This is a genomic window from Pseudomonas sp. AL 58, from assembly GCF_036348395.1.
GTDB lineage: Bacteria > Pseudomonadota > Gammaproteobacteria > Pseudomonadales > Pseudomonadaceae > Aquipseudomonas > Aquipseudomonas defluvii.
Window position 1 is genome coordinate 236,806 of the sequence record NZ_JAZBQR010000004.1, and the last position, 18,682, is coordinate 255,487.

An 18,682-nucleotide genomic window follows, 5' to 3' on the forward strand; every position below is an offset into this window, starting at 1 on the left:
AGCCTGATCGGCACGTGCAAACCCTGATTTGACAAGGCAAGCCTATGCAGCGGCTGTATCGGAAACGCATTGTTCTCGGCGTCGGCGGCGGCATCGCCGCCTACAAGAGTGCCGAACTGGTTCGCCGACTTCTTGAGCACGGCGCGCAAGTCCGTGTCGTCATGACCCGTGGCGGTGCTGAATTCATTACCCCCCTGACGATGCAGGCCCTGTCCGGGCACCCGGTTCATCTGGACCTGCTCGACCCGGCCGCCGAAGCCGCCATGGGCCATATCGAGCTGGCAAAGTGGGCCGACCTGGTGCTGATCGCACCGGCCACCGCTGACCTGATCGCACGCCTGGCCCAAGGCGTCGCCAATGACCTGCTGACCACACTGGTGCTGGCCACTGACGCGACGGTTGCCGTCGCCCCGGCCATGAACCAGGCCATGTGGCGCGACCCGGCCACCCAGGCCAACCTTGAACTGCTGCAAAGCCGCCAGATCCAGGTATTCGGCCCGGCGTCCGGTAGCCAGGCCTGTGGTGATATAGGCCTGGGCCGCATGCTTGAAGCCAACGACCTGGCGTGGCATGCCGCCGAATGCTTCAAGCGCGAGTCGCTGACCGGCAAGCATGTACTGATTACGGCCGGCCCGACCCAGGAAAACATCGACCCGGTGCGCTACATCACCAACCACAGCTCCGGCAAAATGGGCTTTGCCCTGGCCGAAGCAGCGGTCGAAGCGGGTGCCAAGGTCACGCTGGTTACCGGCCCTGTACACCTGCCAACCCCTGACCGGGTGACCCGCATCGATGTGGTCAGCGCCCGCGACATGCTCGCCGCGTGTGAGGCCGCCATTCCCTGCGACCTGTTTATTGCCTCGGCAGCAGTTGCGGACTACCGGCCAGAGGTCGTAGCCCCACAAAAGCTAAAGAAAGACCCGACCACCGGTGACGGCCTGCTGCTGCAGATGGTGCGCAACCCCGATATCCTTGCCACCATCGCCACCCGTCCGGACCGTCCGTTCAGTGTCGGCTTTGCCGCCGAGACCGAACACCTGCTCGACTACGCCGCACGCAAGCTCAAGGACAAGAACCTTGACCTGATCGTCGCCAACGATGTCGCCAACCCCAGCATTGGCTTCAACAGCGAAGAGAACGCCTGCAGCGTGATCGACCGGCAACTGCAAGAAACCCTTTTCGCCCAGACCAGCAAAGGCAAGATCGCCCGTCAGCTGATCGCCTTTATTGCTGAACGTCTTAACCAGGTTTAATCGCGCATGCACGCTCTACAAGCCAAGATTCTCGACCCTCGCATCGGCAACGAATTCCCGCTGCCACAGTACGCCACCCCAGGCTCCGCCGGCCTTGACCTGCGTGCCATGCTCAAGGAAGACACCGTCCTGGAGCCAGGCCAGACCCTGCTGATCCCGACTGGCCTGTCGGTGTACATCGGTGACCCCGGCCTGGCAGCCCTGATCCTGCCACGCTCGGGCCTTGGTCATAAGCACGGCATCGTGCTGGGCAATCTGGTCGGCCTGATCGACTCCGACTACCAAGGCGAACTGATGGTGTCCTGCTGGAACCGCGGCCAGACTGCATTCACCATCGCTGTTGGCGAGCGAATCGCCCAACTGGTGCTGGTGCCGGTGGTACAAGCCCATTTCGACATCGTCGAAACGTTCGATGAAAGCCAACGCGGCGCGGGTGGCTTCGGCCACTCCGGCAGCCACTGACCCACCGGGCAGCCTCGGCTGCCCAACGCAACCCAACGGATTGGCGAACGCTCTGGCAGAAACACTGTCAAAGCGCTCAATTTGAGCCTGCACCGCACGCCCTTGAGATTGGAGCTCCCCAGTGATGAATGACATGACACAACTGGTACCCACACTCCCTGAAAGCATCTTTCGCGCCTATGACATTCGTGGCGTGGTTGGCGACACCCTGACCGCCGAGACTGCCTATTGGATTGGCCGGGCCATTGGTGCCCAGAGCCTGGCTCAAGGCGAGCCGCAAGTTTCAGTGGGCCGTGACGGCCGCCTGTCCGGGCCGATGCTGGTCGAGCAGTTGATCAAAGGTCTGGCCGAGGCCGGTTGCCAGGTCAGCGACGTGGGCCTGGTGCCTACGCCTGCCCTGTACTACGCCGCCAACGTTCTCGCCGGCAAATCCGGCGTCATGCTGACCGGCAGCCACAACCCGCCGAACTACAACGGTTTCAAGATCGTCATCGCCGGTGACACCCTGGCCAACGAGCAGATCCAGGCGCTGCTGACCCGCTTGAAGACCAACGACCTGAGCCATGGCCAAGGCCATGTCGAGCGCGTCGAGATCCTTGATCGCTACTTCCAGCAGATCACTGGCGACATCAAGCTGGCGAAAAAGCTCAAGGTCGTTGTGGACTGCGGCAACGGCGCAGCCGGTGTCATTGCCCCACAACTGATCGAAGCCTTGGGCTGCGAGATGATTCCGCTGTTCTGCGAAGTGGACGGCAACTTCCCGAACCACCATCCAGACCCAGGCAAGCCCGAAAACCTGGTCGACCTGATCGCCAAGGTGAAAGAGACCGGCGCGGACCTGGGCCTGGCCTTTGACGGCGACGGCGACCGCGTCGGTGTCGTGACCAACACCGGCAACATCGTCTACCCGGACCGCTTGCTGATGCTGTTTGCCAAGGACGTACTGGCCCGCAACCCGGGCGCCGAAATCATCTTCGACGTCAAATGCACCCGCCGCCTGAGCCCATTGATCGAGCAGTACGGTGGTCGTCCACTGATGTGGAAAACCGGTCATTCGCTGATCAAGAAGAAAATGAAGCAGAGCGGCGCCCTGCTGGCCGGCGAGATGAGCGGACACATCTTCATCAAGGAGCGTTGGTTCGGCTTCGACGACGGTATTTACAGCGCCGCGCGGCTGCTGGAAATCCTCAGCAAGGAGTCGGTCGACGCCGAAACCCTGTTCGCCGCCTTCCCAAATGATATTTCCACGCCGGAAATCAACATTGAAGTGACCGACGAAGGTAAATTCAGCATCATTGATGCACTGCAGCGTGATGCGGATTGGGGCGAAGCCAGCCTGACCACCATTGATGGTGTTCGAGTCGACTACCCCAACGGCTGGGGCCTGGTGCGTGCCTCCAATACCACCCCGGTACTGGTGCTGCGTTTTGAAGCCGAAACCGACGCCGAACTGCAACGCATCAAGGATGTTTTCCACGCGCAACTGAAGCGTGTTGAACCCAACCTGCAACTACCGTTCTGACCGACTACTGTTCCACTGGAGCTTTGCATGACCCTCGATCGTGATGCCGCCACCCATGTCGCCCAGGTATTGTCCGAAGCGCTGCCTTATATCCGCCGCTTTGTCGGCAAGACCCTGGTGATCAAGTACGGCGGCAACGCGATGGAGAGCGAAGAGCTCAAAACCGGTTTCGCCCGTGACGTGGTCCTGATGAAAGCCGTGGGTATCAACCCTGTGGTCGTACATGGCGGCGGCCCGCAGATCGGCGATCTGCTCAAGCGCCTGTCGATCGAAAGCCACTTTATCGATGGCATGCGCGTCACTGACGCACAAACCATGGACGTGGTCGAGATGGTTCTCGGTGGCCAGGTCAACAAGGACATCGTCAACCTGATCAACCGTCATGGCGGCAGCGCCATCGGCCTGACCGGTAAGGACGCTGAGCTGATTCGTGCAAAGAAGCTCAAGGTCACCCGCCAGACCCCGGAAATGACCTCGCCTGAAATCATCGACATCGGCCATGTAGGCGAAGTGGTTGGGGTAAATACCGACCTGCTGAACATGCTGGTCAAGGGCGACTTCATCCCGGTGATCGCACCGATTGGTGTTGGTGCCAACGGCGAGTCCTACAACATCAACGCCGACCTGGTCGCTGGCAAGGTCGCCGAAGCCCTGAAGGCCGAGAAGTTGATCCTGCTGACCAACATCGCAGGCCTGATGGACAAGCAAGGTCACGTGCTGACCGGTCTGACCACCGAGCAGGTCAACGACCTGATCGCCGATGGCACCATCTACGGCGGCATGCTGCCGAAGATTCGCTGCGCGCTGGAAGCCGTCCAGGGTGGCGTCAACAGCTCGCACATCATCGACGGTCGGGTACCGAATGCGGTCCTGCTGGAAATCTTCACCGACAGCGGCGTCGGCACCCTGATTACCAATCAGAAGCCTGAGTAACAATCTCAGCCCACCCCGAGCAACTCGGGGTGGGGCCTCGATCCCTCCGCGTCTCCTTGCGCACCACTCCGGAAACTTCCCTCAAGCAAGCGGGAAATCTCCTACGCCACCCAGACCTTCTTCCGCGCTACGCTGATGCCTCTTCACAAAGGAGGTTCATCCATGACAGACAAGGATTACGTGCCCTACGGCAGTGACGTCTCGGCAGGTACCTACGCGTGCGTCGACTGCGACCATCACTACTCGAACCAAAGCAAGAAGTCGCTCCCCCCCTGCCCCAACTACACAGCAGAGACCCACACGAAAAAGGGCTGGAAAATACTCAGCGGCCAAGGCGATGCGGTGGACGATCCCTATCCGAACTGATGGCACACGACTCAGAGAAGCAAAAAGGCCCTGCAATGCAGGGCCTTTTTGTTGCGCATGGGCTTCAGATACCGTACTGGGCCCGGTACGCCTCGACCGCAGGCAGATGCTGCTTGAGCGCTGGATCGTCAGCGAGGAACTCCAGTACCTGGGTCAGCGACACAATGCTGACCACCGGGATACCAAAGTCACGCTCCACTTCCTGGATCGCCGACAACTCGCCGTTGCCGCGCTCCTGACGGTTCAGTGCGATCAGCACGCCAGCGGCCTTGGCCTGCTGCCCCTGGATGATCTGCATGACCTCGCGGATCGCCGTGCCGGCAGTGATCACGTCGTCAATGATCAAGACGTCGCCGGTCAGTGGCGCGCCGACCAGGCTGCCGCCTTCGCCATGGCTCTTGGCTTCCTTGCGGTTGAAGCACCACGGCACGTCGAGCTGGTGATGCTCAGCCAGCGCTACAGCGGTCGCTGCAGCCAGCGGGATGCCTTTGTAGGCCGGGCCGAACAGCACGTCGAACGGAATCTTGCTGTCGACAATCGCCGCCGCATAGAAACGCCCGAGCTGAGCCAGGGCCGCGCCGCTGTTGAACAGGCCGGCATTGAAGAAATACGGGCTGGTACGCCCCGACTTGAGGGTGAACTCACCGAAGCGCAGAACCCCACGATCGATGGCAAAACGAATAAAGTCGCGCTGATACGGCTGCATGTAGAGTCCCGGATGCCACGGATTTAGCTAATTGAGTACAGCTCGGGTATCATACACGCACGAGATTTTTGGGGCCATTTATGCGGATCATCAGTGTGAACGTAAATGGCATTCAGGCTGCAGTCGAGCGTGGTTTGCTCAGTTGGCTGCAAGCCCAGAATGCCGACGTCATCTGCCTTCAGGATACCCGCGCCTCGGCCTTTGAACTCGACGACCCAGCTTTCCAGCTCGATGGCTACTTCCTTTATGCCTGCGACGCAGAAGTCCCCGCCCAAGGCGGTGTGGCACTTTACTCGCGCTTGCAGCCCAAGGCAGTCATCAGCGGCCTGGGCTTCGAGACAGCCGACCGCTACGGACGTTACCTGCAGGCAGACTTCGACAAAGTCAGTATTGCCACCTTGCTGCTGCCTTCCGGGCAGAACGGCGACGAAGACTTGAACCAGAAGTTCAAGTTGATGGACGACTTCGCCAAGTACCTGGACAAGCAACGTCGCAAGCGTCGTGAATACATCTACTGCGGCTCGCTGTATGTCGCGCAGCAGAAGCTCGACATCAAGAACTGGCGCGACAGCCAGCAGTCCCCGGGCTTCCTGGCCCCGGAACGGGCCTGGATGGACACCATCGTCGGCGACATGGGCTATGTCGATGCACTGCGCGAAGTCAGCCGCGAAGGCGAGCAGTACAGCTGGTGGCCGGACAACGAACAGGCCGAGATGCTCAACCTGGGCTATCGCTTCGACTACCAGTTGCTGACACCAGGCCTGCGTCGCTTCGTGCGTAGCGCACGCCTGCCACGCCAGCCACGCTTCTCCCAGCATGCGCCACTGATCGTGGACTATGACTGGACGCTGACCATTTAAACGGTCACGCACAAAAACGAACCCCCGCTTTTCAGCGGGGGTTCGTTTTTATGTGCCAAAAATAGCGCAAGACACCCTGTGGGAGTTGGCTTTCCAACGATGCAGGCGCCGCGTACTCATTGGCACCCCGCCGACGCCATCGCAGGCAAGCCTGCATCCCACAGGAAAAGCCAACAACCCTGCCGCTACTGAATCACCCGCCAGGTAAAGGGGTAGCGATACGCCTGCCCCTCATTGACCTTGACCGAAGCGATGATCATCAGGATGGCTGCGGCCACTACCAGCAGGCCGAGCAACGCAAAGCCAATCAATACGATGAACAGTGCGATGCAGATCACGTAGGCAATGGTCACGGTAATCTGGAAGTTCAGCGATTCCTTACCTTGGGCATCGATGAACGGGTCCAGCTCACGCTTCCATTGCCAGATGATCAACGGCCCCAGCAAGTTGCCGAAGGGGAACAACAACCCGCAGAACGCCGCGAGGTGGCAGAACATCGCCCACTGGCGCACATCGGCACTCGGGGTGGATGCATTCAGAGGTTGTTCGCCCATCAGGCCATCCTCACTCAGTCAGCCAGCGAAGCGCTCTGCAGCTCGAAGAGGTCGCTCATGCCTTTTTGCGCCAATGCCAACATGGCATTGAGCTCTTCGGGCTGGAACGGCGCGCCTTCAGCGGTGCCCTGCACTTCGATGAAGCCACCGGCGCTGGTCATGACCACGTTCAGGTCAGTCTCGGCAGCGGAGTCTTCCAGGTAGTCCAGGTCGAGCACTGGAACGCCTTGGTACATGCCCACCGAAACGGCAGCGATCATGTGCTTGAGCGGGTCTCCGCCCTTGAGGCCGCCACGCTTCTTGACGACACGCAGGGCATCGACCAGCGCGACCATGGCACCGGTGATCGACGCCGTGCGGGTACCGCCATCGGCCTGGATCACGTCGCAGTCGACGTAGAGGGTAATGTCGCCGAGCTTGCTCATGTCCAGCGCAGCACGCAGCGAGCGGCCGATCAAACGCTGGATTTCCAGGGTGCGGCCACCCTGTTTGCCACGGCTGGCTTCGCGCTGGTTACGCTCGCCAGTGGAGCGCGGCAGCATGCCGTACTCTGCTGTCAGCCAGCCTTGGCCCTGACCTTTGAGGAACCGGGGAACACCATTTTCGACGCTGACCGTGCAGACGACTTTGGTGTCGCCGAACTCGACCAGTACCGACCCTTCGGCGTGCTTGGTGTAGTTGCGGGTGATGCGGATCGAGCGGAGCTGATCGGCAACGCGACCACTTGGACGTTTCATAGGGGATACCTGTACTGGACTTGAATCTGCCCAGCATTATAGAGCGCCCAGGCTCCGCTGGACATGCCCAGGGCAGAAACAGCTGTTTATGCACCCGCAGGGTACGCGCCAGCCTTGAGCCAGAGACGTTGGTCGGTTTTTTCCGGCAATCCAGAGAGTGTTTGTAACATCAGTGGATTGGGAGCACACCTCGCACTGCGCTACAATCCTGCGCCTTTGCAGCCTGTCGGCTTCCCTTCAACCTACTGCGAGGTACTTCCCATGGTGCATAGCATGACCGCCTTTGCCCGCGCCGAACGCGCTGGCGCCCAAGGTACCCTCATCTGGGAATTGCGCTCGGTCAACCACCGCTACCTGGAACCCCACTTACGTCTGCCTGATGCCTTCCGCGACCTTGAAGGCACGGTACGTGAAGCCCTCCGTCAGGGCCTGTCACGCGGCAAGGTCGAATGCACGTTGCGCTTCAATGAAGAAAGCACTGGCAAACCCTTGCAGGTTGATCGCGAGCGCGCCGCGCAACTGGTTGCCGCCGCCGAGACCGTCGCCAGCCTGATCAAGCAGCCTGCTGCGCTCAACCCGCTGGAAGTGCTGGCGTGGCCAGGCGTGCTGGTGGCAGACGCGACAGACCCGCAAGCGTTGAATATCGAGGCCATGAGCCTGTTTGAAGAGGCCCTGAAGGAGCTGCGCAACGGTCGCAACCGCGAGGGCACCGAGCTGGCCAGGCTGATCAACGAACGCCTGGACAACATGGCCACCGAGGTCACGACCCTGCGTGCCCTGGTACCGCAGATGCTGGCCGTTCAGCGCCAGAAGGTCCTGGATCGCTTCACGGACATGAAAGCCGAACTCGATCCACAGCGCCTGGAACAGGAAATGGTGCTACTGGCCCAGAAAAGCGACGTCGCCGAAGAGCTGGACCGCCTGAGCACCCACATGACCGAGGTACGCCGTGTGCTCAAGTCCGGTGGTGCAGCAGGCCGGCGCCTCGACTTCCTGATGCAGGAGCTGAACCGCGAAGCGAACACCCTTGGCTCCAAAGCCTTCGACCCACGTAGCACCCAAGCAGCGGTCAACCTCAAGGTCCTGATCGAGCAGATGCGTGAACAAGTACAGAACATTGAGTAAGGCCACCCCGACCATGAACCACAGCAGCGGCATCCTCTACATCATCTCGGCCCCTTCCGGCGCCGGCAAGACCAGCCTGGTGAAAGCCCTCATCGACGCCGAGCCGAGCATTCGCGTTTCGGTCTCGCACACCACCCGCGCCATGCGTCCGGGCGAAGAAAATGGGGTGAACTACCACTTCGTCGATCGCGCCGAGTTCATCCGCATGACCGAACACGGCGACTTTCTGGAACAGGCCGAAGTCTTCGGCAACCTCTACGGCACGTCGCAGAGCACGCTGCAGCAAACCCTGGACGAAGGCCACGACCTGATTCTGGAAATCGACTGGCAGGGCGCCGAACAAGTACGCAAGCAGATGCCACAGGCACGCTCGATCTTCATCCTGCCGCCCAGCCAGCAGGCCCTGCGCCAGCGCCTGACCAACCGTGGCCAGGACAGCGATGAGATCATTGAGGGTCGGATGCGTGAAGCCGTCAGCGAGATGAGCCACTACAACGAGTACGACTTCGTCATCATCAACGACGACTTCGCCGTGGCCCTTGAAGACCTCAAGGCGATCTTCAGGGCCAACCGCCTGCAGCAGAAGAGCCAGCAACAGCGCCACAGCGAGCTACTCAAACAGTTGCTCGCCTGATTGGCGCCGTCTCAGCGTCGGCAGGGCAGCGTTGCCTGCCGATGCAGAGTCATCCCCAGGAAGAACGCTGGTGCACGCATGCGCGACAGCACCATCAGGAAGATACCCAGTAAAAGAATGATCATCGCGATCACGAACACCAGGCCCAGGCCTGCGACATGCGAGCCACTGCCGAACGACGGGGAAGCGCTGTCGATGGCGGTCTGAACGAAGATCACCGACAGAATCCCACCGCCCACGAAGGGGCACAGGCCGCGCATCATGAAGTGACGCAGGCTGTCGAACAGGCTGTCGCGGAAGTACCACACGCACGCGAACGCCGTCAGCGAGTAGTAGAAGCAGATCATCATCCCCAGCGCGGTGATGGTGTCGGCCAATACGTTTTCACTCAGGGTGCGCATGGTGACGTAGAACAGGCCGGCTGCAACGCCTGCACAGATGGTCGCGTAGCGTGGCGTCTGTGAGCGCGGGCAGATGCTGGCAAATCGCTCAGGCACGGCACCGTAGTACCCCATGGCCAGCAGCGTGCGCGCTGGCGAGACGAAGGTCGACTGCAGGGACGCCGCGGTACTGGCCAGTACCGCAATGGACATCAGGATAGCCAGCGGCCCCATGACCGGGCCGGCCAGGTGTGCGAAGACGTTCTCTTGAATGCGCGGGTTGCCCAGCCCCAGGCCAATGTCACCGATACCGGCGAACTGCAAGGTAGCAATACCGGTCACCAGGTACAGGCCAAGGATCAACAACACGGTCCAGGTCGCAGCCTTGCCAGGCACTTCTTCACTGCCCACCGACTCTTCGCTCACAGTCAGGCAGACGTCCCACCCCCAGAAAATGAAGATCGACAGCGACAGCCCGGCTGCAAACGAGGAGAACGACTCGACGCCAAACGGGTTGAACCAGTCTGAGTCGAATTGCAGCGGCGGGATGGTCGGCGACCCACCGAACGCGGCCATGGAGAAACCGATCAGCACCACCAGTTGCAAGGCCACCAGGCCATACTGCACCGTCATGGTAGTACCCATGCCACGGCAGCAGATCCACACGGCCATGGCAATAAAGACACAACAGGTGGTGACGTTGACCAACAGGTTATCGCTCAACGCAGACACCTCATGGCTGCCGCTGAGCTGGCCGAGGAACAGGTAGAAGAAGTCCACCGCCACACCCGCCAGGTTGGACAACACAATGGTCGTCGCGGTGACCAGGCCCCAACCGCCGATCCAGCCAATCATCGGGCCAAAGGCACGGGCAGACCAGGTGAATGACGTGCCGCTATCGGGCTCGGCAGCGTTCAGCTCGCGGTAGCCCAGCGCAACCAGCAGCATGGGCAGGAAGCCGACAAGGAACACCGCTGGCAGGTGTGCGCCAACTTCGCGCACGGTAGGCCCGAGCGCGCCGGTCAGGGTATAAACCGGCGCAATGGTGGAGATGCCAAGCACAATGCTGGCAAGCAGCCCGAGCCGGCCCTTGGCCAGCCCTTTGCTGCGATGGGTGGAAGCGCCTGAGCTGGCCTGCGCCGACTCTGCCGAGCCCGAGGGCCGACTCGCTTCTGTGTATTCACTCATGAGTATTTGCCGTCGCTATTGGTATTGTTCTAGATGGGCGTCTTGCAAGGCACCCGCTTTCACTCATGGAAAGCTCACTGCTTGATTCATGACATCCGGGGGCGCCGGACAGCCTCAAATGGCCGCCACCTCAACACGCTTTCCCGCCGCATGGGCGATACAAGCCTCGCGGAACGCCTGAAACAGGCGCAACGAGACAGGGTTGTCGGTAAAACGCCATTCCGGATGCCACTGAACGCCAAGAACAAACCCTGGCGCGTTATCCAGCGTGACCGCCTCGACCAATCCATCCGGCGCAACGGCTTCGACCCGCAGGCCACTGGCCAGGCGCTCGATGCCCTGGCCATGCAACGAGTTGACCTCGAAAACCGTGGGTAGCCCCAAGCGCTCGAAAAGCCCACCCGGCTGCACGCTCACTGAGTGCTGCGGTGCGTATTGCACCTCCAGCGCAACGTCTTTCGGCTCGCGGTGGTCCAGGTAGCCAGGCAACTCATGAACCTGTTGATGCAGGCTGCCACCGAGGCTCACATTCAGCTCCTGGAAACCACGGCAAATGCAAAATACCGGCACGCCCGCCGCAATCGCCGCACGCAACAACGGCAGGGTCAGGCGATCACGGTACACATCGTGTCGGGTTCCCTCCGCGCTGGGGCTGCCATTGTAATGATGCGGCTCCACATTTGAAGGCGAACCGGTAAAAAGAATGCCATCCAACCGCTCTAGCACGAGCTCTGCAGCCACAGGCTCGGCACGCGCAGGCAATATCAGGGGAATCCCGGCGAAGCCTGCAGCCTCGACATACTTGTCACCCGCCGTGTGCGAGGAATTCTTTTCCAGTTGCTGGCGGCAGGCAGTGACGCCAATCAGTGGGGTAACCTGCTTCATCTGTCAGCCCTCGTTTACAACTTGATCCAGGTCGCCTTGAGTTCGGTGTACTTGTCGAACGCATGCAGTGACTTGTCACGCCCGTTACCGGACTGCTTGAAGCCGCCGAACGGCGCCGTCATGTCACCACCGTCGTACTGGTTGACCCAGACACTACCAGCGCGCAGGGCCTTGGCCGTGCGGTGCGCCTTGGACAGGTCGCTGCTCCAGACCGCTGCGGCCAGGCCGAACGGTGAGTCGTTGGCAATGCTGATGGCTTCCTCGGCGGTATCGAACGCAATCACTGACAGCACCGGGCCGAAGATCTCTTCACGGGCAATACGCATGGCATTGTCCACACCATCAAAGATCGTCGGCTCCACATAGACGCCGCCGGTTTCTTCCAGCACGCGCTTGCCACCGGCGACCAGCGTCGCACCGTCGGCGGCACCGGCCTCGACATAGCCCAGCACGGTATCCAGCTGGGTGCCGTCCACCAGGGCGCCAACCCGAGTAGTCGGGTCCAGCGAATGGCCGGGCTTCCAAGCCTTGAGCGCCTCGATGACCATCGGCAGGAAGCGATCCTTGATGCTGCGCTCGACCAGCAGACGCGAGCCCGCCACACACACTTCGCCCTGGTTGAAGGCAATGGCGCAAGCGGCGGCGTCAGCCGCTGCCTGCAGGTCAGGAGCGTCGGCAAAGACGATATTCGGGCTCTTGCCACCAGCCTCCAGCCAGACACGCTTCATGTTCGATTCGCCGGCATAGATCATCAGTTGCTTGGCGATCTTGGTTGAACCGGTAAACACCAAGGTGTCCACATCCATGTGCAGGGCCAGGGCCTTGCCGACGGTGTGGCCATAGCCTGGCAGCACGTTCAGCACGCCCGCAGGGATACCGGCTTCGATAGCCAGTTGAGCGATGCGAATGGCGGTCAGTGGCGACTTTTCCGAAGGCTTGAGGATCACCGAGTTACCGGTGGCCAGCGCCGGGCCGAGCTTCCAGCAGGCCATCATCAGGGGGAAGTTCCACGGCACGATCGCCGCTACCACACCCACCGCTTCGCGGGTAACCAAACCCAGCTGGTCGACCGGCGTTGGCGCCACTTCGTCGTAGACCTTATCAATGGCCTCGGCGCTCCAGCGGATGGCATTCGCCGCGCCCGGCACGTCGATGCTGAGCGAGTCACTGATCGGCTTGCCCATATCCAGGGTTTCCAGCAGTGCCAGCTCCTCGGCGTTGGCCAACAGCGCGTCAGCGAAAGCAATCAGCACACGCTTGCGCTGGCCCGGTGCCAGGCCCGACCAGGCGCCGCTTTCAAAACTGCGGCGGGCCGCCAGGACAGCACGCTCGGCATCCGCGGCATCACAACTGGCGATATTGGCCAGGTGACGGCCATCGACCGGGCTCAGGCTCTCGAAGGTTTCAGCCGAGACAGCAGCCTGGTACTGGCCATCGATAAAGGCACGCCCTTCGATGCTCAGGTTCTGGAAAAGGGATTCCCATTGCGCGCGGGACAAGGTGGTCATGTTCGTGTGCTCCAGGCCTTACACCGTGTGCAGATACCAGTTGTATTCGAGATCCGAGATCGATACTTCAAACTCTGACAGCTCACTTTCCTTGCAGGCGACAAAGACATCGATGTAGTCCGGGCTGATGTACTTGTTCAGCACTTCGCTGTCATCCAGCTCGCGCAGTGCGTCGCGCAAGTTGTTTGGCAAGCTCTGCTCCAACTGCTCGTAGGAGTTGCCTTCCACCGGCGCACCCGGCTCGATCTTGTTGGTCAGGCCGTGATGAATGCCGGAGAGGATTGCCGCCATCATCAAGTACGGGTTGGCATCAGCACCGGCAACACGGTGCTCGATGCGCACCGCATCAGCACTGCCGGTGGGCACGCGCAGGGCTACAGTACGGTTGTCCAGGCCCCAGCTTGGCGCATTCGGCACATAGAACTGGGCACCGAAACGCCGGTACGAGTTGACGTTCGGGCAGAGAAAAGCCATCGACGCCGGCAGGGTTTCCAACACGCCACCAATGGCGTGGCGCAGCGCGTCGTTCTGCTCGGGCTCATCACTGGTGAAGATGTTCTTGCCGGTTTTCTTGTCCAGCAGCGAGATATGCACGTGCAAACCGTTGCCCGCCTGGCCAGGGTACGGCTTGGCCATGAAAGTGGAGTCCATTTCATGGTCGTAGGCGATGTTCTTGATCAGACGCTTGAGCAGGACCGCGTAGTCGCAGGCCTTGATCGCATCTTCAACGTGATGCAGGTTGACCTCGAACTGTGCCGGGGCGCTTTCCTTGACAATGGCGTCAGCCGGGATGTCCTGCTCTTTGGCCGCTTCAAGCATGTCCTGCAGGCAATCGACGTACTCGTCCAGATCATCGATCAGGTAGACCTGAGTCGACTGCGGACGCTTACCCGAGATCGGCGAACGGGGCGGCTGTGGGCGGCCATTCACGTTGTCCTGATCGATCAGGTAGAACTCCAGCTCGAAGGCCGCGCAGATGGTCAGGCCCAGCGCATCGAACTTCTCCACCACGCTGCGCAGCACTTCTCGCGGGTCAGCGAAGAAAGGCGTGCCATCCAGCTCGTGCATGGTCATCAGCAGCTGCGCGGTAGGACGCTTCTGCCAAGGCTCGTAGCTCAGCGTGCCGGGAATGGGAAAGCAAATACGGTCGGCATCACCGATATCCAGGCCCAGGCCGGTGCTTTCCACGGTCGAGCCGTTGATATCCAGCGCAAACAGCGACGCTGGCAGATTGATACCTTTTTCGTAAACCTTGTGCAGGCTCGCACGCTCGATTCGCTTTCCGCGCACGACACCGTTCATGTCGGAAATGAGCAGGTCCACGAACTGGACTTCAGGATAAGCCTGGAGAAACTCGCTCATCTCGCTGGAAGGGCTGGCGCACGGGGAGACCGACGTCATGGCTATGCATCCTTTGATTTTTATCGGGCGACAATATGAAGGGGTGTTGCAGGCGCCCTGTGGGCGTCGATGGTTGGTTTATTTTTCTAGTATTCCCATCGTGGGAAACAGCCGAATGAACATCCTTGTGCGCTGCACTCGGCACTCTGGCCGGCGGCGAGGTTGATTCGCGGCTGCTGCTTCACTATAGAATGGCCTCAACGCAACAGACATTGGCATTTTGGCAAGCTAAGAGTGCACTCATGCAATATCAGGTCAGCCATACCGATCTCACCCTGGTGCTCGCCCTGGTTCGCGGGCGATCCCTGGCAAAAGCTGCCGAACTGCTCAAGGTGGACGTATCGACCGTCTTTCGCTCGATTCGCAGGCTTGAGGCCTCACTGGGCAAGGCGCTGTTCGATAAAAGCCGCAAGGGCTACGTCCCCACTGGCACAGCTCAAGCGCTGGCGGAGCAAGCCGAGCGCGCCGAACAGGCACTGGATGCGGCCCAGGTGGCGGTGGAACACGGCGACCAGGTGGTCAGCGGCACCGTGCGCCTGACCTGCACCGAAGCGGTATTGCACAGTCTGCTGCTGCCGGCGCTGGCCCATTTCATGCCAACCTACCCGGCGCTGTCGCTGGAGCTGGCAACTTCCAACTCCTTCGCCAACCTCAGCCGACGCGATGCCGATGTCGCCCTGCGCCTGACCAACTCACCCCCCGAGCACTTGGTCGGTCGCTGCCTGGGCACGGCCTCCTACCTTGTTTATGGGTACGCCGATTATCGCCAGCGCCTGGCCGAGGCTCCGGCATCACTGCCCTGGATCGCACTGGACGACTCGATGTCCGATCATGCTTCGGTGGTCTGGCGCGAGCAGCACCTACCTGGCGTGGTACCACGCTACCGCTGCAGCAGCATGGCCGCCGTCGCGCAACTGGTAGGTGCAGGGCTGGGCGTCGCAGCGCTGGCTGACTACATGGCCGACAGCCTCCCCGGGGTGGAGCGACTGAGCGATGCCCTGCCCGGCTGCGATACCGAACTCTGGCTGCTGACTCGCCCCGACTGCCGCGCACTGCGCTCAGTACAGACGCTGTTCGACGAACTGACCCCACGCTTGCGCGCGGCGATGGGCGAGTAGCACGAGGGAGTTGTGCTAACCCCACGCAAATGGTTATCGTCTGCTCTAACGCTAAAACTCTCGGCCAAAGCATGCCGCCTGAGCGAGAACTGAAATCAGCGCTTCCCTATTGGCTGGTGATTTTTTAAACTACCGAGTCCGCTCGCCCATCCGGGCTGCTTGCCTATTGCATTTGCTACGAGGAATACCATGGCCCGCGTGACCGTTGAAGATTGCCTGGACAACGTCGATAACCGTTTCGAGCTGGTCATGCTCGCCACCAAGCGTTCCCGCCAGCTGGCAACCGGTGGCAAGGAACCCAAAGTGGCCTGGGAAAACGACAAGCCAACCGTAGTTGCACTGCGTGAAATCGCTGCCGGCCTGGTCGACAACGAATTCGTCGCTCAAGAAGATGTGGTCGTTGAAGAGCCTATCTTTGCCGCATTTGAAGACGAGGCCAACGAGGCCGTCTAAGTTCATGCCTGGTCGACATTGCACGGCGCAAGGCACCAGCCATCGGCAGGAGGTAGTACGTTGCCGAGCATAGATGCCCTTGCCGATCGCCTGTCGACCTACCTCGGCGCTGACCAGGTCAACCTGGTGCGCCGAGCGTATTTCTACGCCGAACAAGCCCACGATGGCCAACGCCGTCGCAGCGGCGAACCTTACGTTACCCATCCCCTTGCGGTAGCGAGCATTCTTGCCGACATGCACATGGACCATCAGAGCCTGATGGCCGCCATGCTGCACGACGTGATCGAAGACACCGGTATCGCCAAGGAAGCGCTTTCAGCGCAATTTGGCGAAACTGTCGCCGAACTGGTCGACGGGGTCAGCAAGCTGACCCAGATGAACTTCGAAACCAAGGCCGAGGCCCAAGCGGAAAACTTCCAGAAAATGGCCATGGCCATGGCCCGGGACATCCGCGTGATTCTGGTCAAGCTGGCCGACCGCCTGCACAACATGCGCACCCTGGAAGTGCTGTCCGGCGAGAAGCGCCGACGCATCGCCAAGGAAACCCTGGAAATCTACGCCCCCATCGCCAACCGCCTTGGCATGCACGCCGTGCGCGTGGAATTCGAAGACCTGGGTTTCAAGGCCATGTACCCGATGCGCTCCGCACGCATCCATCAGGCGGTGAAACGCGCCCGCGGCAACCGCAAGGAACTCGTCAACAAGATCGAAGAATCGCTCAGCCATTGCCTGGCGGTCGACGGGATCGAAGGCGAAGTCAGCGGGCGACAGAAACACCTCTATGGCATCTACAAGAAGATGCGCGGCAAACGCCGGGCCTTCAACGAGATCATGGATGTCTACGCGTTCCGCATCGTCGTCGACAAGGTCGACACCTGCTACCGCGTACTCGGTGCAGTTCACAACCTGTACAAGCCGCTGCCGGGTCGCTTCAAGGATTACATCGCGATCCCCAAGGCCAACGGCTACCAGTCACTGCACACCACGCTGTTCGGCATGCACGGTGTTCCCATCGAAATCCAGATCCGCACCCGCGAAATGGAAGAGATGGCCAACAACGGTATCGCCGCCCACTGGCTGTACAAATCCAGTGACGACGAACAGCCAAAAAGTACCCATGCCCGTGCCCGTCAGTGGGTCAAGGGCGTGCTCGAGTTGCAGCAACGTGCAGGCAACTCCCTTGAATTCATCGAAAGCGTGAAGATCGACCTGTTCCCGGACGAGGTCTACGTGTTCACGCCCAAAGGCCGCATCATGGAGCTACCCAAGGGCTCCACGGCGGTCGACTTCGCTTATGCCGTGCACACTGACGTCGGCAACAGCTGTATTGCCTGCCGCATCAATCGTCGCCTGGCACCGCTGTCCGAGCCACTGCAGAGCGGCTCGACCGTCGAGATCGTCAGTGCGCCAGGGGCACGGCCAAACCCGGCCTGGCTCAACTTCGTGGTGACCGGCAAAGCCCGTACGCACATTCGCCACGCGCTCAAGCTGCAACGCCGCTCCGAGTCGATCAGCCTTGGCGAGCGCCTGCTAAACAAAGTGCTCCATGGTTTCGACAGCGCGCTGGAGAAAATTCCTCAGGAACGCGTCCAGGCCATGCTCAGCGAATACCGCCTGGAACTGATCGAAGACCTGCTCGAAGACATCGGCCTGGGCAATCGCATGGCCTATGTCGTGGCTCGCCGCCTGCTGTCCAGCGAAGGCGAGCAGTTGCCAAGCCCTGAAGGCCCGCTGGCCATCCGCGGCACCGAAGGCCTGGTGCTGAGCTATGCCAAATGCTGCACACCGATTCCGGGCGACCCCATCGTCGGCCACCTGTCGGCCGGCAAAGGCATGGTCGTGCACCTGGAAAACTGCCGCAACATCAGCGAAATCCGCCACAACCCGGAAAAGTGCATCCAGCTCTCCTGGGCCAAGGACGTCACTGGCGAATTCAATGTGGAGTTGCGCGTCGAACTGGAACACCAGCGCGGCCTGATTGCCCTGCTAGCCAGCAGCGTCAACGCTGCCGACGGCAACATCGAGAAAATCAGCATGGACGAACGCGATGGTCGCATCAGCGTGGTCCAACTGGTGGTCAGCGTACACGACCGCGTACACCTGGCCCGCGTGATCAAGAAACTGCGTGCACTGACTGGCGTGATTCGCATCACCCGCATGCGCACGTAGCCCGACAACAGCAAGGAGTCATCCATGACCAAGACCGTCATCACCAGTGACAAGGCCCCAGCGGCCATCGGCACCTACTCTCAGGCGATCAAGGCCGGCAACACCGTTTACATGTCCGGGCAGATCCCGCTCGACCCAAAAACCATGGAACTGGTTGAAGGCTTCGAAGCCCAGACCGTCCAGGTCTTCGAGAACCTGAAAGCCGTCGCCGAAGCTGCTGGCGGTTCGTTCAAGGACATCGTCAAGCTGAACATCTTCCTGACCGACCTGAGCCACTTCGCCAAGGTCAACGAAGTCATGGGCCGCTACTTCGAACAGCCTTACCCTGCTCGCGCCGCCATCGGCGTTGCCGCACTGCCTCGCGGCTCGCAAGTAGAAATGGACGCGATCCTGGTCCTCGAGTAATGCCCCAGATGGCGAACCTTGCA

Annotated in this window: 18 protein-coding genes and 1 pseudogene; 12 read left to right on the forward strand and 7 right to left on the reverse strand. The window is 60.8% G+C overall.

What is annotated here, in order from left to right; all coding sequences use genetic code 11:
• The first annotated feature begins 44 nt into the window (after nucleotides 1-44).
• The 5 genes and pseudogenes from coaBC to UIA24_RS06485 all read left to right on the forward strand — a co-directional run bounded on the left by coaBC (nucleotide 45) and on the right by UIA24_RS06485 (nucleotide 4,536).
• Complete coding sequence (coaBC, locus tag UIA24_RS06465; RefSeq protein ID WP_065758158.1) at nucleotides 45-1,253, forward strand: bifunctional phosphopantothenoylcysteine decarboxylase/phosphopantothenate--cysteine ligase CoaBC; 1,209 nt, start codon at nucleotides 45-47, stop codon at nucleotides 1,251-1,253.
• Nucleotides 1,254-1,259: 6 nt separating this feature from the next.
• The gene (dut, locus tag UIA24_RS06470; RefSeq protein ID WP_065758157.1) at nucleotides 1,260-1,715 is read left to right on the forward strand and encodes a dUTP diphosphatase; all 456 of its coding nucleotides are present in this window, start codon (nucleotides 1,260-1,262) and stop codon (nucleotides 1,713-1,715) included.
• A gap of 142 nt (nucleotides 1,716-1,857) precedes the next feature.
• A pseudogene (locus UIA24_RS06475) lies at nucleotides 1,858-3,237 on the forward strand (phosphomannomutase/phosphoglucomutase); the annotation flags it as partial.
• Nucleotides 3,238-3,264: 27 nt separating this feature from the next.
• Nucleotides 3,265-4,170, forward strand: coding sequence for an acetylglutamate kinase (gene argB, locus UIA24_RS06480; RefSeq protein ID WP_065758155.1), 906 nt, complete (start codon nucleotides 3,265-3,267; stop codon nucleotides 4,168-4,170).
• Nucleotides 4,171-4,332: 162 nt separating this feature from the next.
• Nucleotides 4,333-4,536: a hypothetical protein gene (locus tag UIA24_RS06485; RefSeq protein WP_330522461.1), complete on the forward strand. Its 204-nt coding sequence runs from the start codon at nucleotides 4,333-4,335 to the stop codon at nucleotides 4,534-4,536.
• Nucleotides 4,537-4,600: 64 nt separating this feature from the next.
• On the opposite strand, the gene pyrE is transcribed toward UIA24_RS06485, so the two are convergent.
• Nucleotides 4,601-5,242 carry an orotate phosphoribosyltransferase gene (gene pyrE / locus UIA24_RS06490; protein WP_065758154.1) on the reverse strand — a complete coding sequence of 214 codons (642 nt, stop codon included), beginning with the start codon at nucleotides 5,240-5,242 and terminating at the stop codon, nucleotides 4,601-4,603.
• Nucleotides 5,243-5,322: 80 nt separating this feature from the next.
• Between pyrE and UIA24_RS06495 the strand changes: the two genes are divergently transcribed.
• Nucleotides 5,323-6,102: an exodeoxyribonuclease III gene (locus UIA24_RS06495; RefSeq protein WP_065758153.1), complete on the forward strand. Its 780-nt coding sequence runs from the start codon at nucleotides 5,323-5,325 to the stop codon at nucleotides 6,100-6,102.
• 185 nt (nucleotides 6,103-6,287) lie between these two features.
• Here the strand turns inward: UIA24_RS06495 and UIA24_RS06500 are convergent, their stop codons facing one another.
• Nucleotides 6,288-6,656 carry a DUF4870 domain-containing protein gene (locus UIA24_RS06500; RefSeq protein WP_330522462.1) on the reverse strand — a complete coding sequence of 123 codons (369 nt, stop codon included), beginning with the start codon at nucleotides 6,654-6,656 and terminating at the stop codon, nucleotides 6,288-6,290.
• A gap of 14 nt (nucleotides 6,657-6,670) precedes the next feature.
• On the reverse strand, nucleotides 6,671-7,393 hold the full coding sequence (rph, locus tag UIA24_RS06505) for a ribonuclease PH (RefSeq protein ID WP_065758151.1): 723 nt from the start codon (nucleotides 7,391-7,393) through the stop codon (nucleotides 6,671-6,673).
• 261 nt (nucleotides 7,394-7,654) lie between these two features.
• On the opposite strand from rph, the gene UIA24_RS06510 reads away from it, so the two are divergent.
• Together UIA24_RS06510 and gmk are read left to right on the forward strand one after the other, a co-directional pair.
• Complete coding sequence (locus tag UIA24_RS06510) at nucleotides 7,655-8,518, forward strand: YicC/YloC family endoribonuclease (RefSeq protein ID WP_099776341.1); 864 nt, start codon at nucleotides 7,655-7,657, stop codon at nucleotides 8,516-8,518.
• 13 nt (nucleotides 8,519-8,531) lie between these two features.
• Nucleotides 8,532-9,152 carry a guanylate kinase gene (gmk, locus tag UIA24_RS06515; RefSeq protein ID WP_099776343.1) on the forward strand — a complete coding sequence of 207 codons (621 nt, stop codon included), beginning with the start codon at nucleotides 8,532-8,534 and terminating at the stop codon, nucleotides 9,150-9,152.
• An 11-nt stretch (nucleotides 9,153-9,163) separates the two neighbouring features.
• On the opposite strand, the gene UIA24_RS06520 is transcribed toward gmk, so the two are convergent.
• From UIA24_RS06520 to UIA24_RS06535, 4 genes are all read right to left on the reverse strand, one after another.
• Complete coding sequence (locus UIA24_RS06520) at nucleotides 9,164-10,720, reverse strand: APC family permease (RefSeq protein ID WP_065758148.1); 1,557 nt, start codon at nucleotides 10,718-10,720, stop codon at nucleotides 9,164-9,166.
• 114 nt (nucleotides 10,721-10,834) lie between these two features.
• Entirely contained in the window at nucleotides 10,835-11,605 is a 771-nt protein-coding gene (locus tag UIA24_RS06525; RefSeq protein ID WP_099776346.1) for a gamma-glutamyl-gamma-aminobutyrate hydrolase family protein, read from the reverse strand.
• A 14-nt stretch (nucleotides 11,606-11,619) separates the two neighbouring features.
• Nucleotides 11,620-13,113 carry an aldehyde dehydrogenase gene (locus UIA24_RS06530; protein ID WP_330522463.1) on the reverse strand — a complete coding sequence of 498 codons (1,494 nt, stop codon included), beginning with the start codon at nucleotides 13,111-13,113 and terminating at the stop codon, nucleotides 11,620-11,622.
• Between the two features lie 18 nt (nucleotides 13,114-13,131).
• On the reverse strand, nucleotides 13,132-14,514 hold the full coding sequence (locus tag UIA24_RS06535) for a glutamine synthetase family protein (protein WP_065758145.1): 1,383 nt from the start codon (nucleotides 14,512-14,514) through the stop codon (nucleotides 13,132-13,134).
• A gap of 242 nt (nucleotides 14,515-14,756) precedes the next feature.
• Here UIA24_RS06535 and UIA24_RS06540 point away from each other — a divergent pair, with 242 nt between their 5' ends.
• The 4 genes from UIA24_RS06540 (at nucleotide 14,757) to UIA24_RS06555 (ending at nucleotide 18,659) form a co-directional block, all read left to right on the forward strand.
• A complete protein-coding gene (locus UIA24_RS06540) occupies nucleotides 14,757-15,632 on the forward strand; it encodes a LysR family transcriptional regulator (RefSeq protein WP_330522464.1) in 876 nt (291 codons plus the stop codon).
• Nucleotides 15,633-15,821: 189 nt separating this feature from the next.
• Nucleotides 15,822-16,085, forward strand: a complete 264-nt coding sequence (rpoZ, locus tag UIA24_RS06545; RefSeq protein WP_065758143.1) for a DNA-directed RNA polymerase subunit omega — start codon at nucleotides 15,822-15,824, stop codon at nucleotides 16,083-16,085.
• A 60-nt stretch (nucleotides 16,086-16,145) separates the two neighbouring features.
• Entirely contained in the window at nucleotides 16,146-18,254 is a 2,109-nt protein-coding gene (gene spoT / locus UIA24_RS06550) for a bifunctional GTP diphosphokinase/guanosine-3',5'-bis pyrophosphate 3'-pyrophosphohydrolase (protein ID WP_099776350.1), read from the forward strand.
• Between the two features lie 24 nt (nucleotides 18,255-18,278).
• Nucleotides 18,279-18,659 carry a RidA family protein gene (locus UIA24_RS06555; protein ID WP_043861567.1) on the forward strand — a complete coding sequence of 127 codons (381 nt, stop codon included), beginning with the start codon at nucleotides 18,279-18,281 and terminating at the stop codon, nucleotides 18,657-18,659.
• Nucleotides 18,660-18,682: the final 23 nt, after the last annotated feature.

Bases quoted from the DNA above. Each gene is read 5' to 3' on its own strand.
- dut (WP_065758157.1), top strand. From the start codon at position 1,260: ATGCACGCTCTACAAGCCAAGATTCTCGACCCTCGCATCGGCAACGAA.
- UIA24_RS06535 (WP_065758145.1), bottom strand. From the start codon at position 14,514: ATGACGTCGGTCTCCCCGTGCGCCAGCCCTTCCAGCGAGATGAGCGAG.
- UIA24_RS06500 (WP_330522462.1), bottom strand. From the start codon at position 6,656: ATGGGCGAACAACCTCTGAATGCATCCACCCCGAGTGCCGATGTGCGC.
- UIA24_RS06525 (WP_099776346.1), bottom strand. From the start codon at position 11,605: ATGAAGCAGGTTACCCCACTGATTGGCGTCACTGCCTGCCGCCAGCAA.
- UIA24_RS06540 (WP_330522464.1), top strand. From the start codon at position 14,757: ATGCAATATCAGGTCAGCCATACCGATCTCACCCTGGTGCTCGCCCTG.
- coaBC (WP_065758158.1), top strand. From the start codon at position 45: ATGCAGCGGCTGTATCGGAAACGCATTGTTCTCGGCGTCGGCGGCGGC.
- rpoZ (WP_065758143.1), top strand. From the start codon at position 15,822: ATGGCCCGCGTGACCGTTGAAGATTGCCTGGACAACGTCGATAACCGT.
- rph (WP_065758151.1), bottom strand. From the start codon at position 7,393: ATGAAACGTCCAAGTGGTCGCGTTGCCGATCAGCTCCGCTCGATCCGC.
- UIA24_RS06485 (WP_330522461.1), top strand. From the start codon at position 4,333: ATGACAGACAAGGATTACGTGCCCTACGGCAGTGACGTCTCGGCAGGT.
- argB (WP_065758155.1), top strand. From the start codon at position 3,265: ATGACCCTCGATCGTGATGCCGCCACCCATGTCGCCCAGGTATTGTCC.
- UIA24_RS06530 (WP_330522463.1), bottom strand. From the start codon at position 13,113: ATGACCACCTTGTCCCGCGCGCAATGGGAATCCCTTTTCCAGAACCTG.
- UIA24_RS06495 (WP_065758153.1), top strand. From the start codon at position 5,323: ATGCGGATCATCAGTGTGAACGTAAATGGCATTCAGGCTGCAGTCGAG.
- UIA24_RS06510 (WP_099776341.1), top strand. From the start codon at position 7,655: ATGGTGCATAGCATGACCGCCTTTGCCCGCGCCGAACGCGCTGGCGCC.
- UIA24_RS06520 (WP_065758148.1), bottom strand. From the start codon at position 10,720: ATGAGTGAATACACAGAAGCGAGTCGGCCCTCGGGCTCGGCAGAGTCG.
- gmk (WP_099776343.1), top strand. From the start codon at position 8,532: ATGAACCACAGCAGCGGCATCCTCTACATCATCTCGGCCCCTTCCGGC.
- UIA24_RS06555 (WP_043861567.1), top strand. From the start codon at position 18,279: ATGACCAAGACCGTCATCACCAGTGACAAGGCCCCAGCGGCCATCGGC.
- pyrE (WP_065758154.1), bottom strand. From the start codon at position 5,242: ATGCAGCCGTATCAGCGCGACTTTATTCGTTTTGCCATCGATCGTGGG.